General features: G+C 61.5%; 14 protein-coding genes and 1 tRNA gene. 8 read left to right on the plus strand and 7 right to left on the minus strand.

Annotated elements, in window-relative coordinates:
• Positions 1 to 317: 317 nt before the first annotated feature.
• Genes glmM through MCUHO_RS06000 form a run of 3 tightly spaced genes read right to left on the minus strand, consistent with a single transcriptional unit; the run spans position 318 to position 3032 of the window.
• Entirely contained in the window at positions 318 to 1688 is a 1371-nt protein-coding gene (gene glmM / locus MCUHO_RS05990) for a phosphoglucosamine mutase (protein WP_067075189.1), read from the minus strand.
• Positions 1689 to 1692: 4 nt separating this feature from the next.
• Positions 1693 to 2448: a molybdopterin-guanine dinucleotide biosynthesis protein B gene (mobB, locus tag MCUHO_RS05995; protein WP_067075192.1), complete on the minus strand. Its 756-nt coding sequence runs from the start codon at positions 2446 to 2448 to the stop codon at positions 1693 to 1695.
• A complete protein-coding gene (locus MCUHO_RS06000) occupies positions 2445 to 3032 on the minus strand; it encodes a DUF5806 family protein (protein WP_067075195.1) in 588 nt (195 codons plus the stop codon). The genes mobB and MCUHO_RS06000 overlap by 4 nt, the downstream gene beginning before the upstream one ends.
• A 1223-nt stretch (positions 3033 to 4255) precedes the next feature.
• Between MCUHO_RS06000 and xerA the strand changes: the two genes are divergently transcribed.
• The 8 genes from xerA to MCUHO_RS06040 all read left to right on the plus strand — a co-directional run bounded on the left by xerA (position 4256) and on the right by MCUHO_RS06040 (position 12065).
• Positions 4256 to 5170 (plus strand): site-specific tyrosine recombinase/integron integrase, encoded by a 915-nt coding sequence (gene xerA, locus MCUHO_RS06005; protein ID WP_067075199.1) that lies wholly within the window; start codon positions 4256 to 4258, stop codon positions 5168 to 5170.
• A 277-nt stretch (positions 5171 to 5447) separates the two neighbouring features.
• Positions 5448 to 6383, plus strand: coding sequence for an SDR family oxidoreductase (locus MCUHO_RS06010; protein ID WP_067076170.1), 936 nt, complete (start codon positions 5448 to 5450; stop codon positions 6381 to 6383).
• Between the two features lie 112 nt (positions 6384 to 6495).
• Complete coding sequence (locus MCUHO_RS06015) at positions 6496 to 6939, plus strand: tetratricopeptide repeat protein (protein WP_067075202.1); 444 nt, start codon at positions 6496 to 6498, stop codon at positions 6937 to 6939.
• Between the two features lie 219 nt (positions 6940 to 7158).
• Positions 7159 to 8508: a mannose-1-phosphate guanylyltransferase/mannose-6-phosphate isomerase gene (locus MCUHO_RS06020; protein ID WP_067075204.1), complete on the plus strand. Its 1350-nt coding sequence runs from the start codon at positions 7159 to 7161 to the stop codon at positions 8506 to 8508.
• Positions 8509 to 8641: 133 nt separating this feature from the next.
• A tRNA-Gln gene (locus MCUHO_RS06025) sits at positions 8642 to 8714 on the plus strand.
• 120 nt (positions 8715 to 8834) lie between these two features.
• On the plus strand, positions 8835 to 9230 hold the full coding sequence (locus MCUHO_RS06030) for a DUF3795 domain-containing protein (protein ID WP_067075206.1): 396 nt from the start codon (positions 8835 to 8837) through the stop codon (positions 9228 to 9230).
• Between the two features lie 229 nt (positions 9231 to 9459).
• Complete coding sequence (gene eno / locus MCUHO_RS06035; protein ID WP_067075208.1) at positions 9460 to 10746, plus strand: phosphopyruvate hydratase; 1287 nt, start codon at positions 9460 to 9462, stop codon at positions 10744 to 10746.
• Positions 10747 to 10877: 131 nt separating this feature from the next.
• Complete coding sequence (locus tag MCUHO_RS06040) at positions 10878 to 12065, plus strand: cation:proton antiporter (RefSeq protein ID WP_067075210.1); 1188 nt, start codon at positions 10878 to 10880, stop codon at positions 12063 to 12065.
• Between the two features lie 87 nt (positions 12066 to 12152).
• Here MCUHO_RS06040 and MCUHO_RS06045 read toward each other — a convergent pair whose 3' ends face one another.
• The 4 genes from MCUHO_RS06045 to MCUHO_RS06060 form a co-directional block, all read right to left on the minus strand.
• On the minus strand, positions 12153 to 12608 hold the full coding sequence (locus MCUHO_RS06045; protein WP_067075213.1) for a ferritin-like domain-containing protein: 456 nt from the start codon (positions 12606 to 12608) through the stop codon (positions 12153 to 12155).
• A gap of 783 nt (positions 12609 to 13391) precedes the next feature.
• Entirely contained in the window at positions 13392 to 15227 is a 1836-nt protein-coding gene (locus MCUHO_RS06050; RefSeq protein WP_067075216.1) for a threonine--tRNA ligase, read from the minus strand.
• Positions 15228 to 15368: 141 nt separating this feature from the next.
• Positions 15369 to 15932 (minus strand): dCTP deaminase, encoded by a 564-nt coding sequence (dcd, locus tag MCUHO_RS06055; protein WP_067075219.1) that lies wholly within the window; start codon positions 15930 to 15932, stop codon positions 15369 to 15371.
• A 22-nt stretch (positions 15933 to 15954) separates the two neighbouring features.
• On the minus strand, positions 15955 to 16653 hold the full coding sequence (locus tag MCUHO_RS06060) for an RNA methyltransferase (RefSeq protein WP_067075222.1): 699 nt from the start codon (positions 16651 to 16653) through the stop codon (positions 15955 to 15957).
• Between the last annotated feature and the right edge of the window lie 3 nt (positions 16654 to 16656).

Raw genomic sequence — 16656 nt, forward strand, 5'->3', positions numbered from 1 at the left:
TGTAGTTTCCCATCCATTTTGATCAGCGCTCTCCCGTGGGTTCTGCATCATGCATATCCATTATCCGATATATAGATTGCGCCCCTCTCACAAGAATGTTTTTCAATGGATTTGGAGAGTTCCTCAAAAATATCAGGGATAGGGTGGAGGATAGCCGTCACCCCGGGCACCCCGGACGGAACTGCTTCATGGGGGTGCCGATCATGCAGGCGAGGGGTTGGGGCGGCGAGGGGACCTGGATGGCCCACCCGCGTCTGTGGTAGCCTGGGGTTCTACTTCGGCTCTAACGACCCGTCGCGACTCGCACCTAACGGTGCTCATGCTCCGGACGTCCCGTCCGTCGCAACCATCATGATCTCCCGGTACATGGCGTCCGCGACGGCCGGGTCCTTTGCCTCGATCATGATCCTGATCATCGGTTCCGTGCCCGATGCACGCACCAGCGCCCAGGCGTTCTCCCTGACGATCTTGATGCCGTCGATCTTCTCGATGGTCTCTCCTCCGAACGCCTCTTCGACGGCGCGGACCAGCGCGGCCGGGTCGGCGGTATGGTATTTCTCTTTGACCAGGTGGTATGCGGGGAGTTCATCGACGATCTCCGAGAGTTTCCTGCCCTTGTGGCTCGCGAGCACCGCCACCATCATGGCGGCGGTCATGCCCCCGTCCCGGCAGAACTGGTGGTCGGGGTATATCAGCCCGCCGTTTCCTTCGCCCCCGAACGAGACCTTCTTGCCCTCGCCGATCAGCTCGATCATCCTCCTCGCGACGTAGATGCTCCCGACGGGGGTGTAGTCGACGGTGCAACCGTGTTTCTCTGCGATATCTCGTATCAGCCGGGAGGTGGCGACCGGGGTGACGACGAGTCCGCCGCCGTTTCTACCGCAGACATAGTCCTCGACCAGGCCGAACTCGTAGTTCTCTTCTATATAGCGTCCTTTGGTGTCGACGAAGACTGCCCGGTCGGCGTCGCCGTCGTGCGCCACCCCGAAGTCGGCGCCCGTGGCGAGCACCATCTCCGAGAGGGGCTGTAATCCTTCGGGTGTCGGTTCGGGCATCCGCCCAGGGAAGGTGCCGTCGAGCCTGCCGTTGATGGTATGGACCCGGCACCCCATCCTGGAGAGGATGATCGGGGTCGTGAGCGCCGCGGGCCCGGAACCGGGGTCGACGACGACGGTCATCCCTTTGCCGATGCCCTCCGGGAAGTACTTCACCACGGCCTCGATGTAATCCTCGAACCGGTCGGGTGCGGCGCTCTCGCTGCCGACGCCGTCCCAGTCGACCACATCGAACTCCTCTGCAAAGAACCGGCCTTCGAGCCGGATGATCTCCTCGTCGGACATCTCGGTGCCGTCGGCCTCGATGATCTTCACGCCGTTGTACTCGGGCGGGTTGTGGGATGCGGTGATCATCGCGCCGCCGGCAAACCGGTTGGTCTTGATGATATACTGCAGGGCCGGGGTGGGGAGGACGCCCATGTCCACCACGTCGCACCCGGTCATCAGGAGCCCGGCCTTGAGGGCATGGGTCAGGGCTTCGCCGGACGTCCGCGTGTCTCTGCCGACCGCGATGGTGCCTCTCCTCATCGATCCGAGCGCGGCGCCGATCTTGAGGACGAGGGCCGGCGTCATCGTCTCGCCGATCACGCCCCGCACGCCGTTCGTTCCAAACATCTGTTTTCCGTTTCGCATCCCATCACTTCTCCACGTCGTGTAATTCCCGTTTCAGCCTGTCGATTGCGTTGGCAGCGGCGGCGAACGCCTCCTGCCGGTGTTCTGCAAGTATAGCAAGATATGTTATATCCTCTCCGGCATAGAGCCGCCCTTTCCGGTGGTAAAACCGTGCACCGATGATTCCCGGGACGGTTTCCATCTCTTTCTGGATGCTCTCCGCCACGGCATCGACGGTCTCATCAAAGTCCATGTATTCGGTCCGGTCGTCCCCCGACCATTCCCTGACGATCCCGTTGAACGTGAGGATGGCCCCGGCATGCGAGATGTCGCACTCGCGCTTCAGTTCCCTGACCAGCCCCTCGACGGTATAGTAGTCCTCGAACCGGTCGAGTGCGGTGATCGTCTCCTCGATCGAGGGGTTGCGGAGCACGACGTTCTCGCTATCGAGATCGCCGATCACTATCCGCGGAAACGATCTCGACTTGAACCCCTCGAGTATGGCATACTCAATCCCGGCGTTGCAGAGGACTTCGAGCGTGGAGTTAAGATCGTTCTCCCGCCTGACGATGACGGACTTCTCTTCGTCGACCCCGCCGGATATAGCAGCATACGATTCATAATACAGGGTAGTGTCCTTTCCGGGCTCGAGCGAAAAGCCGTGGTGCCCCAGGTGTTTGACTGCTCCGACGGTTCCATGCGCGGAAAGCGCCCCGATCAGGCTCTTTATGAACGTAGTCTTCCCGGTGTTCGAGCGGCCGACGATCTGTATGATCTTCATACCGGTTCCTCTCCTTCTTCTCGATCTGGTAATGCCGGTTCTTCTTCTGGCTCCTGCATTCCCTGGTCCCCGTCTTCCTGCCCGGGTCGGGTCTTCAGGATGACCGAAGCCGCCTCGGCCACGCCCCGCATCACCTCGGTGATCCGGTCCTCGACATCGATCTCATCGTCGAGATTCAGGCTCGTCCCTTCCACCTCCAGCAGGAACCGGGCGACTTCGCTCGCCTCAAAGAGGATCTCGTCGAGTTCCTCTGCGGTGAAAAAGCCGCACATCGCCCCATAAAAGAATGTGGCTCCGGCTTTCTTCACCTTCTTCTTGAACGAACTCCTGGCCTGGTTGACTGCCTGCGGGGAGTAGGAGTCGACCATGAACGGGCAGAGTTCGGGGAGGTTCTCGCCGATAAACGTCATCTCCGAGCCGCTGGTGGTCTTGAAGTCTGCGCAGAGGCGGGCTATCGCCCACTCGCGGGCGGTGATGTGGGTGTGTTTGCGCAGGAACTGGTTGACCCGCTGGTAGGTGGCGCCATCCACCTTCTTGAATTTCTGGTACTTGTTCGGGTCTTTGATGCTGTCAGGATCTTCCATTTTACCTACCTCTTGTTGGTTTTGCTATTTCAATAAGGCTGGTTGAACGGCGGTGGTTCAAAAGAAACCGGTACGCCCCCGGGATCGGTCTGTCGTGCGGGTGCTGCCGGTGTCATGATCGCCCTGTTCATCATATAGCATCATAGGGTTTATGTCTGCCTCTTTGCTCCCGGGTTCAGGGCGGTGATCCGGTCATCCGGGTGGGGTGTAACCCTATTTGGGGCGCAATAGTCACCTCGAAGGATCGGCAACAGTTGGCAGTTGAGATCCTGTTGGGCTTCGAAGAGGGTCTCGATCGTCGGGGCAGTTTTTCTTCGGGAACGATCTTCGGGCACCTGGTTGAAGCGAGACGGGGCTTCAAGGCATCTTTGAATCGTTGATTGCAACCCGAAATCCATGGTTCTCTCATGTGTATCTCTTATCGGGACGTCACAACATGCCGGTGTGCGTAGCGCTCGGGGCCTCGGGGGCGTGATCTCGGGGGGTAGATGCTCTGGTTGTCCGGGCCTTCGCCGAAGGCGGTTCCGTCCCGTTCGTTCTCCCGGAGCACGCCGTTGCCCGGCATTCCGGGGTGACTCGCAGGATCCGGCGTCCTCGTATCGCGATTTTGAGCCGGGATCGTGCTCGTGCCCATGCGTGAGGTTGCCGGGCGGGACGATCGGGCGCCTGTGCTCGTCTATGGGGGTCATTTATATGTGGGTGGGGTGCGTGGGTCGCGTGGCGCCTGTGTTGCTCCCGGACTGTTCACTTTCTCCCCGCGCGGTATGGGGTTCATATACCTGAAGGAGGACGTATTCAGTAGGGTTTGCTTCCCCGCCCCCACCTGGGGTGCAGCCCCGCATACCTCCTAACTCCGAAACAATCTGCATCACCCTATATCTTTTTTAAGAATCCTCACTCATCCGGCTTTTCTGCAGGTTTCGAAAACGTTTCGGGCTTTTCAGAGCATTCGCCGGGATACGTGGGTTGTTTTCCCGGCGATGTGGTGCTGGGGGGCTGTTTCCCCCTGGTTCCCGGCTCTCTGTTCGCCTGCCGTATCTCTGGGGTTCGACGGGTTCGTACGGCCGGAGCACGTCCTCGGAACGGCTCCGTGCAGTGCGGGTGTGCGTGGCTCGCCGGTGACTCCCTTCGAGTCGACCCGGGTTCTCCGGCGAGAGAATGTGTTGCGGGGAATAGGCATTTACCGCAATCTTGATATGCTCCGTTATTTAATTTATTGTACAATGGAAAACGTCTGTTTCTCGGAATGGCTGGATCGCTTCAGCAGTTACCTCCGGATGCGGAATTATTCGCCCCGGACAATCGAAAAATACCTGCAGACCATCCGGCGTTTCGCTCGATACGCCTGGCTCCGGCAGAACTCGGACGGGGTCGTGTTCGACGAGGCTGCGTTCGAGGGTGCTCCGCTGGATGCCGATGTCAACGTCTCTGCGGCTCTCGTTACCGATTTCTTCTCCTGTCTTGCGGAAAAACAGGAATATAAGCCCAAGACCCTCCACCGGATGATCTCGACGCTCTCCTCGTTTTACAAGTATCTCTACGTGCAGGGTGCTGTTGTCGCCGACCCGATGCTCGGGGTGGAGCGGCCCCGGATCAAGAATCAGGAACTGAAATATCTCAAACACAGTCAGGTTCTCCGCCTGATCAACATCATCGAGAGCGAGCGCGACCGGTTGATTGTCCGCCTGATCTACGCCACCGGCGTCCGTGTTTCGGAGCTCTGTGCGATATGCGTCGAGGACATCGATTTCGAGGAGCAGACGATACGGGTGAAGGGTAAAGGCGACAAGATACGGACGGTTTTCATCGATGAAGAGACGCTTGAAGAGATTAACCGGTTTATCGGCAACAAGATCGAGGGGCCGCTCTTTTTAGGCCAGCAGGGCAACCACCTCTCCCCGCGAACCGTCCAGCATCTCTTCAAGCAATACGCTCCTTCCGGGATTACACCTCATAAAATCCGCCATTCCTATGCGAGCGAACTCTATCGCCGCTCAAAGAACCTCCGTGTCGTGCAGGAGAACCTGGGGCACTCTTCCATCAAGACGACCGAGATCTACCTGCATACCGATATCGACGAGCGTAAACGCGTCTATCAGCAGTATTTCCCGCTCTCGAACGGGAAAAAAGAGGAGTGATCGGGCCTGCGGGGCGACCTGGATAAACCTCATGATGCTATATGTGTGCCGGCCGACGCGGCACTCCATGGCGCCAGGCGTGCCGGGTGGGGTTCCCGGCACCTGCACGGGTTTATTTGCCCCGTTTCCGCGTCGAGGGCCGGGAAATTTATTGATCCGCGTCCTCATCTTCGCGGAAGAACCCGTCTCGTCCCCTCCCCCCGGGAAGCATTCCCGTGCCTTTGCCCTTTTCTCTCTCCCGGCAACGCTCAAATCACTGGAGCGCCTATCAATCCATATGCGGTACATCGTCACGGGCGGGGCAGGGTTCATCGGGTCCAACCTCGCAGAGCGGCTGGCACGCGACGGCCACGAAGTCGTGATCGTCGACGACCTCTCCGCCGGGCGGCAGGAGAACATCGTTCATATCCTGTCTCATCCCCGGGTGACGTTCGTCGAGGGGAGCGTCACCGATCTCGTCCTGCTCGTCGACGCCTGCGCCGGGGCGGACGGCATCTTCCACCAGGCGGCCGTCGCTTCGGTTCCCCGATCCGTGGCAAACCCCCTGGAGACGAACGCGGTGAACGTGACCGGGACCCTGAACGTTCTCTGGGCCGCAAAGGAGTGCGGCGTCCCGGCGGTCGTGGCGGCTTCAACCTCGGCGATCTACGGCGACGATCCGGTCTTCCCGAAATGCGAGATGATGGCGCCGACCCCGCTCTCCCCCTATGCGGTCTCGAAACTTGCGGGCGAACACTACGGGAAAGTGTTTGCCGACCTCTACGGCATCCGGACGGTATTCCTGCGGTACTTCAATGTCTTCGGGCCGCGGCAGGATCCAAACTCCGAGTACGCGGCGGTGATCCCGAAGTTCATCACCCGCCTGCTCGGGGATAAGCCGCCGATCATCTACGGCGACGGCGAGCAGACCCGGGACTTCATCTTCGTCGCCGACGTGGTGCGGGCGAACATCCAGGCGATGGAAAGCGGTGCTTCCGGCGTCTTCAACATCGCCGGAGGCAGCAGGATCAGTTTGAACCACCTTTCATCCATTCTCGCGGAGACTACCGGCATACACCACCGGCCGGTATACGAACCGCCGCGGCCGGGCGACGTGCGTGACTCCCTTGCCGAGATCACCCGGGCGGGGGAGGCCTTCGGGTTTTCGCCACGGTATACGCTTGAAGCGGGGCTCCGCGAGACGGTGGCGTGGTTCCGCGACGGCGGCCGGTAACGGTTCCGGGCACCCGGTTGCCCGATTGGGGTTCGCAACGCTCCCGGGCACGGCAGGTGCAGGAACCTATATATTGTTACTCCACAGTAAAGGGGGGGCGAGGTGCAGACGTATGCCCCAATTGGTTACACCGGAGATGCCCCGCAAGGGTAATGACAGAGATACGTCACGGGCGTACAGCGACGTCGCCACGGAGGGCCTATACGACCCGGCTGCCCTGAACAACAGGGGTGTGGCGCTTGAACGGGAGGGGCGCTACGAGGAAGCGCTCGCTGCATTCAGTGCAGCAATACTCTGCGACAACGATGATGTCTATGCATGGAACAACCGGGCGGTGATCCTCACCCGGCTTGACCGCCACCAGGAAGCGGCGCTTGCGTGCAGGCAGGCGCTCGCGCTCGACCGGTCATGCATCTTTGCTCTGGTGACGTACGGCATGGTGCTCGGCAGGCTCGGGAACTATCATGAGGCCGAGAATGTTCTTGCGGTGGCCGAAGACCTCGACCCGCAGGCCCGGGCGCTCTACCCGGGGAACTCGACGATGACCCGGGCTTGATCGATCGGACTCACTCATTTTTCCGGGGTGCTCGGGGCCGATACACTGTCGGGTGCGATACGGTTTGCCGTATGGTGCAACCCCATGCACCCCCGCCCGACTCCCGGTCGGCATCACGAGATCGCCGGGTTCGTCCGAACTCCCGGAGAACCTTACGTTTTTATTCTCCCTGCCGCATAGAGTATACAATCGAGTGCCCTCCGGCACGGAGTCGATCCCATGAAGACGCTCATACTTGCAGGCGGGAGCGGCACCCGCCTCTTCCCTCTCTCAAGGGAACAGTATCCGAAACAGTTCATCCCGCTCGTCGACGACGAGTCTCTCTTCCAGAAGACCGTGAAGAGGGCGCTCCTCTTCTCCTCGCCGCAGGAGATCGCCATCGTCACGAACAGCGATCACCGGTTCCTGGTCAGGGACCAACTTGCCGCCATCAGGTGCGACTGCCGCGTCCTCGTGGAGCCGGTGGGCAAGAACACCCTGCCGGCGATCTACTACGGCGCCCGCGAGATCACCCGGGACGGGCCGGACACGGTCGCGGTTCTCCCTTCCGATCACCTGATCACCGCGCCCGGTCCGTTCCAGGATGCATTCCGCCGGGCGGAGCGGCTTAGCAAGGACTATCTGGTTGTCTTCGGGGTGCGGCCGACCTCGCCGCACACCGGATACGGCTATATCCGGCCCGGCGAGCCTCTCGGCGACGGCTCGCTCGTGGACGCCTTCGTCGAGAAGCCCGATATCGAGACCGCCGGGCGGTACGTCGCCGACGGCTACCTCTGGAACTCCGGCATGTTCTGTTTCAATGCCGCCCTCTTCCTTGCCGAGTGCGAGACGTGCGCACCGGAGGTGGCCCGGGCGTTCGAGCAGCCCCTCGATGAGGCGTACGGTGCAGTCCCCGCCCTCTCCATCGACTACGGGATCATGGAGAAGACCCGGAAGGCGGCGGTCGTGCCGCTTGAATGCGACTGGAGCGACGTGGGGAACTTCGACGCACTTTACACCGCCCTTAAAAAGAACGGGAGCGGTAACGCCGTCAGGGGCGAGCATATCGGGATCGACTCCTCCGAGAACCTGATCATCGCCGACCGGTTGATTGCCACCGTCGGGGTTCACAACCTTGCCATCGTCGAGACGAAGGATGCGATCCTGGTCGCCGCCCGTGACGAGGCCCAGCGGGTGGGCGAGATCGCAAAAGCCCTCCGCGAGAAGGGGGATTCGCGTGCCCTCTTCCACACGCAGGTCCACCGGCCCTGGGGCTCCTACACGAACCTCGAGGAGGGGCAGTCCTATAAGATCAAGCGGGTCACCGTCCCTCCGAATCGCCGCCTCTCCCTCCAGATGCATCATCACCGCTCCGAGCACTGGGTGGTCGTCACCGGGTGCGCCGAGGTGACGATCGGGGGCGAGACCTCCCTCCTCCGAAACGGCGAGTCGACATTCGTCCCTGCGGGAACGGTTCACCGGCTTGCGAACCCCGGCCTCCTGCCGCTCGAACTGATCGAGGTTCAGATCGGGGAGTACACCGGCGAGGACGACATCATCCGGTTCGAGGACGACTTCGATCGGACGTGAGCGGCAACGGGTTGGCCGCCCCCCCCTTCCCGGCCATCCCGTCCGCCCGCGACCAAACCGATATAATCCCGGGGTACATAAAATATAAGAGCTGATACCTGCGGTATCGGCGGTTCGAGTTCGTTTCTCTCGCACCCCCGTAGTGTAGTGGTCAATCATGCAGGACTTTGGATCCGGCGACGGCGGTTCGAATCCGCCCGGGGGTATTACGTTCGTCCGGCCCTCCTTTTGCGTCTCTTACTTCCATGCGAGTATTTCGGAGTCACCCTCATCCCACCGGCGGTGCGATCGGAAGGGATTTCCCGGCGTACGGTGAGCATACGAAAATGACCCATCTCTCTCCTCTCCTGATCGCCCCCTGCGGTATAGACTGCGGGCTCTGCATCGGCTACCTGCGGGAGAAGAACAGATGCCCGGGCTGCCGGACGGAGGATGCCGGCAGCCTGAACGCGTATTGCGCCCGGTGCAAACTCCGGCAGTGCGAAGACCGTACGGGTGAGTACTGCTACGAATGCGCTGGATATCCCTGTACGCGGCTGAAACGCCTGGACAAGCGCTACATGAAATACCGGACGAGCGTGCTCGACAACCTGCGCGAGATACGGGAGCGGGGAGTCGTGGAGTTCGTCGAACGGGAGAAGATCCGCTGGACATGCCCGGAGTGCGGACATGTCCTCAGCATGCACAGGGATCGCTGCCTGCACTGTGGTCGGCCGTGGTGAGAGGAGAGCATCACCCGCACCGCTGCCGGTCCCTTTTGTGTCGCACCAGAACTTCGCATACCTGCCCTGTGCCTCGATCTTCTCCGACGACGAACGAGAACGGCCAATCGGGTTCATCGCAAACGGCAACGCGATGTCGGCCCATGCTGCCGCCACCGCCCGGACGAGCCCGGTGCCGTCGATACCTTTTTTGCGCTCGATACCCTCCCGCCCCCCGGTGCCATCGAGTATGACCGATACGAGGATACGATCAATCCATGCCCGCGAGATACTGGACTCGCGGGGGAACCCGACCGTCGAAGCGGATGTCACACTCGCCGGCGGGGCGTCCGGGCGTGCCGCGACCCCGTCCGGCGCATCGACCGGCAAGCACGAAGCCGTCGAGATCCGGGACGGCGTAAAAGACCGTTACGGCGGTAAAGGGGTGCAGAGACCCGTCGCCCGGGTCAACGGCGAGATCGCCACTACCCTGCAGGGCATGGACGCCCGTGAGCAGGCGGCGGTGGACGAGACCCTCTCCAATCTCGACGGAACGCCGAACAAGCGGAACCTGGGTGCCAACGCCACGCTTGCGGTCTCCATGGCCGTCGCCCGGGCTGCCGCCGCCGCAGAGGATCTCTGGCTCTGGGAGTACCTGGGAGACCCGTTTAAACCGCTCCTTCCCGTCCCCATGATGAACATCCTCAACGGAGGGGTTCATGCCAACTGGCAGGGCCCGGACTTCCAGGAGTACATGATCGCTCCCTACGGCGCTCCAGGCGTCGCGGAAGCGGTCCGGTGGGGGAGCGAGACCTACCATGCGCTCAAAGATATCCTCAAGGCGCGGGGCTACACGACCGGCGTCGGCGACGAAGGCGGGTTTGCCCCTGCAGTCTCCACGAACACCGAGCCGCTCGATCTGATCGTGGAGGCAATCGAACGTGCCGGGTATGCGCCCGGCGAGGAGATCGGGATCGCCCTCGATCCGGCGTCGAGTGCGTTCTACAACGACGACGTCTATATGCTCAGGACAGAAGGGCTGACCCTGACCGCTGCCGAGATGGTGGACCGATACCGCGACCTTGTGGCGGCATACCCGATCATCGTCATCGAGGACGGCCTTGCCGAGGACGACTGGGACGGCTGGAGGCTGCTGACCAGAACGATCGGCGATCGGGTGGAACTCGTCGGCGACGACCTCTTCGTCACGAACGTCGATCGGATCGATATGGGTATCCGGAAGGGGGCTGCCAACGCCGTCCTGATCAAGCCCAACCAGATCGGGACGGTGACCGAGACGATCGCCGCGGTGCATCTCGCGCAGCAGCAGCACTGGGGCGCGATGGTCTCCCACCGGAGCGGCGAGACCGCCGATACGTTCATCGCCGACTTCACCGTCGCCATGCAGACAGGCCACCTCAAGACCGGTGCACCCGCACGGGGCGAGCGGGTGGAGAAGTACAACCAGCTCATCCGGATCGAAGAGGCGGCCGGGGATACGGCCCGGTATGCCGGGAGGAGCGGGTTCGTCCGGTAGTGGGGGGGGTCTCTGAGACCCGTATCGGCAGTGGAATCTCCGGCGCGGCGGAGAAGCCGTCCCGGATCGCCCTGCAACTCACCGGTGTTCCACGTACTTCTTAAGGGCTCCCTCCCAGATCATGGGTGACCATGGAAAGCGCTGCCCTAGCAATTGAGATCCAGATGAGCCTCCTCCTCTTCCTCGCGCTCGCCGGCTACCTCGTGGCATCCCGTATCAACCAGTCGGCGACGATCGGGGCGATTCTTGTGGGGGTTCTGGTCGGACCGAGCGTGCTCGGCCTGATCACCTACACGGACTTCGTCGCGACCCTGGCGCATCTCGGAGCAATCATCCTCCTCTTCGTCATAGGCTTCGAATTTAACATCAGGGATATCCTCGATCCGCGCTACGGCGTCATCGGCCTTGTCGGCGTGGTCGTCCCGTGGATAGGCGGTTACGCCACTGCCGTCTTCTTCGGGTTCGACTTCGCGAGCGCGGTCTTCATCGGCACGGCGCTGACAGCGACGAGTATCGCCATAACCGCAAACGTTCTCAAGGAGATCGGCGTGCTCCAGACCCCGGCAGCGAAGGCAATCATCGGTGCCGCGGTCATCGACGACGTCCTCTCCCTCCTGGTGCTTGCCGTCTCCACCGATCTGGTGGTGAGCGGGGATATCTCGGCGGTATCGGTCGGCGTGATGCTCGGCAAGGCCGTTGGATTCATCGTCGTCGCCGGCGCCGTCGGGTACTTCGGCATCCGAAAGGTCATCGAGCGAATGGACGCAACTCCTCTGGCGCGGAAATATCCGGAATTCGTCTTCATCTTCGCCATGATGGTGGCGTTCCTGTATGCGATGCTCGCCGACCTGGTGGGCTTATCGGGCATCATCGGTGCGTTCCTTGCCGGGGTTGCCTTTGCCGGCGTCGAGCTCCGGCAGAGTAAGGGCGTCCACGAGGGCGCCGAATACTTCCAGATCGTCTTCGCCTCGATCTTCTTCGTATCGCTCGGAATCCTCGCGGACATCCGTGCGCTCACATCCGACATGGTCCTCTTCCTCCTGGTGCTGACCCTGATCGCCATCGTCACCAAGGTCCTCGGGTGTGCTCTCCCTGCCCGGGCGATGGGGATGTGCCGTGAGGACTCCCTTATCATCGGGTTCGGGATGGCCCCGCGGGGCGAGGTGGCGATGATCGTCGCGCTGATCGGGCTCGAGTCGGGGCTGATCGGCCAGAGCGTCTTCGTGGTGGTTGTCTTGATGAGCCTGCTGACCACGCTCATCACCCCGATCGTCTACCGGAACTGGTTCTACAAAGGCGCATACTGCCCTGTCGACTGATGCAGGGGAAGAGCCTGAACCCTTTTTTTCATCAATCTCTCCCCTCATCGTGCGATAAAAAAAGTGGCGGAGCCGCGAAACCCCACCTTACCAGGCTTCCGGAAACGCCATGTTGGTGTAGATGTCCTCGAGGCGCGCCTTGTGGCCCCGCTCCATTGAGGCGAGGCTCTCGAAGAGTTCGATCTGATCCGGGTCAACGCTGAGGCCCGCGAGCTGGGTGTACATCTGCATTGCGTCGAGTTCTTTTCTGATTGCGATGACGAGGCCGTCGAGCGGCTTTAAGTCGGCCGAGAGCGGTGGCGTCTCCAGGGCATCGGCAACTTTGTAGTCCCGCTTTGTGTTGAACGCGAGTTTCCCCGGTTCCTTCGTGAGAAGGGCTTCGAGGGTCTTTCGGTGTTTGCTCTCCTCCCCGGCGAGCTCGTTGAAGAGGTTTTTCAGGTTCTCGTCCGTGACCTTCTCCTTGACTGTGCGGTAGAAGGTGTATGCCTCGATCTCGCGGTCGATGGCATTCGATATGATGGAACGGTATTCTTCGGTGTCCATGACTTTATGCACCGGTGGGACAGTAGTATTTGAGGCTTTTAAACCTTGTCAGGGGCGGGGTTTGGTAGGGTGGTGGCAAGGCGTGGTGGGGGATGGTTTGGGGATGGGAGGATGAGTGGTCAAACTGACGATGTCAAACATTGGGTTCCCGCCCTACTGTTGTCAGAAATGTCACAAACCGTAAACGGCTTTCCACCGGCTTCGCACCTTCGGTGCTCTAGCTCCGGTTCTCCGAACCATCGCCTATCGCCATGGACTGCCCCCGCCCCCTGGGGCGGGGTGCGACGGGCCATGGGGCCGGAGCATGAGCACCGCAGGTGCGGAGGAGGAGGCCGGAGACCGGGCGGGGTGTGACGGACGGGACGTCCGGAGCTTGAGAAGACCGAAGGTCTTCGAGTGGGGGTTACAGGAATTCCCTCGTATGTGGAGACAGGGGAGGGGGGATGCTCCCCCCTCCCCGTCAGCCCCACCCCCGATGGCGATATGCGACTGGCCGAAGGTGCGACATTCCTCTGGAACGGAGTTCGAGCACCGGAGGTGCGGGGGCAGGAGCACGAGCACCGAAGGTGCGTAGTCCCCACGGTCCACTGCAATGAACCCCTCCTTATACCGTTGCATTAGCAATCACAGCCACCTGCCTCCTGACCTTGCTCCACTGAACCAAACCACGATCAGTGGAGGTTTGAGCAGCCTCTGCCTGGTTAACCCTCATTGAAAAAGCATGCAGTTGGAAAGAATCCTGAACTGCAGGACACTGTGCAGAAGAAAATCTAAAAAAAGAGATTAAATAAACCGGGGCTTCCGCGAGAGAAGCTTCGGCGTGTAGAGCGGCCGGAAGGGCTTTCCGGCGGTTTCGAGTTTGACCGCCTGGACGAGTTCGCTCTCGGTCATCGTCTCCTTGTAGGGCTTCTTCTTCTCCGAGAGTTTCCGGATGGTGATCATGAGCCGGCCGGTCTCGGCTTCCTGGTCGCCGATCACTGCGACGTAGGGCACCCAGTCCATCCCGGCCTCGCGGATCTTCTTGTTCACGCTCTCGTCCCGGTCGTCGACATCCGCCCGGATACCGGCCGCGTTCAGCCGGGTGCCGATCTCTTCCGCGAAACAGACATGCCGCTCCGCCACCGGCACCAGCCTGACCTGGGTCGGGGCGAGCCAGGTTGGGAACGAGGGAACCTCCTGTGCCGCGGTGCCCTCGAGCATCGCGCAGATCACCCGCTCGATCGAGCCCGTCGGCGAGCAGTGGAGGATCGGGGGATGAACCTCCGTTCCGTCCGGTGCGTAGTACTTGATATCGAACCGGTCGGCGCTCTCCACGTCGATCTGGACGGTCGGGTTCTCGATGGGTCTCCCCTGTGCATCGATCGCCGCGAGGTCGACCTTTGCTATCCAGTAGTGAGTCCGCTCCGAGAGAACCTCAATCAGCATCGGCACGCCAGACTTCGCGACGATCCCCTTCACCCAGAGTTCATACTGGTCGAAGAAGTCGCGGGTGCACCGGAAGACCCCGACGAGCGGGGTCTCGAGATCCTCGCCGGTCTTCCAGCCTATCGCGAGCTGCTCCTCGAACGCCGTGAGCGCGCCGTCTGCGTCGCGGCAGAGGGTGTGCATGTCGGGCATCGTGAATGCGCGCAGACGCTTCAGGCCGATAACCTCGCCCTTCTGCTCGTGGCGGAACGAGTAGGTCGAGAGTTCGTAGAGTTTCAGCGGGAGGGTGTTCGGCGAGATATGCATGTCGTGCATGATCGAGAACATCCCGAAACACGCCGCGAACCGGAGCATCATGTCGCGGTTGCCGCTCTTGAACCGGTACTGCCGCTCCCCGAACTTGGCCGCGTGCTCCGCGATCGCCTTATCGCCGAGGTCGTACATCACCGGGGTCTCGACCGGCATCCCGCCGTAGTCGAGCACCTGTGTGAGGACGTAGTCGGAGAGAAGGTCGCGGATCAGCTTGCCCCGGGGCATCCAGCGGTGGTTTCCAACATCCGCGCGTGGTTCGTACTCCACGAGCTCCTTCGCACGCATCAGGTCGACGTGAACCGGCTCGGCCCCTTCCGGCCCCGGGTACCCTAGTTCCTTCCGGATCAGGGCGGCGAAGGGCGTCTCCTCCTTCGCGTAGTCGGCTGCGTCTTTGCGGTCACCTTCAGGGGTGATGACGAAGAACTCGTGCTCGATCTCCTTCTTCGGCGCGGCCGCCCCTTCTCCCGGGACGATCGTCCGCGAGAGTTCGGAGAGCGGGTGGCCCTTGCAGGAGAGCGAGAATGCCTTATACCAGCCGAACGGCGCACGTTTCACGACGAAACCGTCCGTACCGTTGAGAATATCCTGGATACCCTTAAGAGCGCTCACCGCTGCATCCGGCGATGCAAGGTCGGAGGAGAGGTGGGCATAGGGGTAGATCATGATATTGGTGGTGCCGAGCTGCCGGGCAGTGGTAACGATCTCGTCGGCCGCCTGCCTGACGGCATCCTCGATGTTCTCCTCGTCGACAGACTCAACCGCGCAGAAGACGGCAAGCGCCTCATCAAGGGCGTCCTTTGGGACGGCATCCTCTTCGGCGACCTTCGTCTTCTTCCGGGCCTCGTATTCGATATGATCAGAGTGGATCAGAAGAAGTCGCATTGGTATCCCCAGTTGAATCGTTCAATATCTGTTTTCCTGCTATATAGTGCATGACGCTCGGCGGGCGGGGGGCACGTGCCCCGGGTCGCCGCTCCTGCCGCGGTATGGGCGGAGGCGTCGAGTTTCACCGGATTCCCGGCATCACTCCTCTGCGCGGCGCGCGTTCTCGTGGTAGCGGGAGAGGGTCGCCTGCCGCTGATCCATGTACTTCGCGTCCTGCTTCATGTTGTAGGGGCGCGCGGCGCGATCTGTTCTGTAGAAGACCAGTTGCCCGATCGGCATCCCCGCGTAGACCTTGACCGGCCGGGAGTTCACGTTGCACATCTCGAGCGTGATCGTCCCCCGAAAGCCTGCGTCGATCCAGCCTCCCGTCTGGTGGAGTTCGACCCCGAGACGCGCGATGCTGCTCTTCCCCTCGATGCTCGCAACGATGTCGTCGGGGAGTTCGATCGCCTCGAGCGTCTCGGCGAGGAGGAACCGACCCGGTGCGAGGACGATCGAGTCGGCCACCATCTCTTCGGTCTCGGCGCAGACGGTCTCGCTGTCGTAGGGGTCGATCACGCTCTCTCCCGGAACGTACCAGACAAAGTGCGAACCGAGCCTGATATCCAGGGAATTTGGCTGGATCAGGGAGGGTTCGAAGGGATCAACCCCGATGTGCCCGCGCCTGATGCGGTCTTCTATCTGCCAGTCGACAAGAATCATTCCAATATATCTCTCCCGCAAACTATTCTTTGTTTTCGAGATGCCACTCCGTCCGGCGCATCAGCCCGTGAAGCGTGCTCGCCTCGCGGATGGTCAGTTTCGTCCGGCCGAGCACTCGACGGATCAGGGTCATCGTGTTCTCCCGCTTGAAGTCCGGGTGGTCGATACGGTTCAGGAACGCGTCGATGTGCCGGTAGAGCGAATCCATCTCGACGGGGCTTGCGAGCGGGTAGGTCCCGCGCGGCAGGTTCGCAAGCTCGTAGCAGAGGATGCCGACCGCGTGAGAGAGGTTGAGGATAGGATAGATCTCCGAGGTCGGGATGGTGCAGATGAGGTTTGCGCGCTTAAGTTCTGTGTTCGCGAGCCCCCAGTTCTCCCGGCCGAAGAGGATCGCGACCGTGCCGTCGATATCGCCGACGATCTCCCTGACCTCCGCCGGCGCGTAGTAGGGCATCCGCATCGGGGTGCAGACCGACTTGCTCACCTCGCCGGTCGTCGCGACGACAAAGTCGAACTCGTTATAGACCTCCTCGACCGTCATCCGCTGGGCGCCCTCGAGGACGTCGCGGGCGTGGGAGGCGCGCATGATCGCGTCGTCGCCGAGCGCACAGGGGTTGACGAGAACCAGCCGGGTGAACCCGAAGTTCTTCATCACCCGGGCGGTAAACCCGACGTTTCCCTCATAGAGGGGTTCGATCAGGACGATTGAGATCTCGGGCATGCC

Origin of the sequence: Methanoculleus horonobensis, assembly GCF_001602375.1 — an archaeon.
Lineage (GTDB): Archaea > Halobacteriota > Methanomicrobia > Methanomicrobiales > Methanoculleaceae > Methanoculleus > Methanoculleus horonobensis.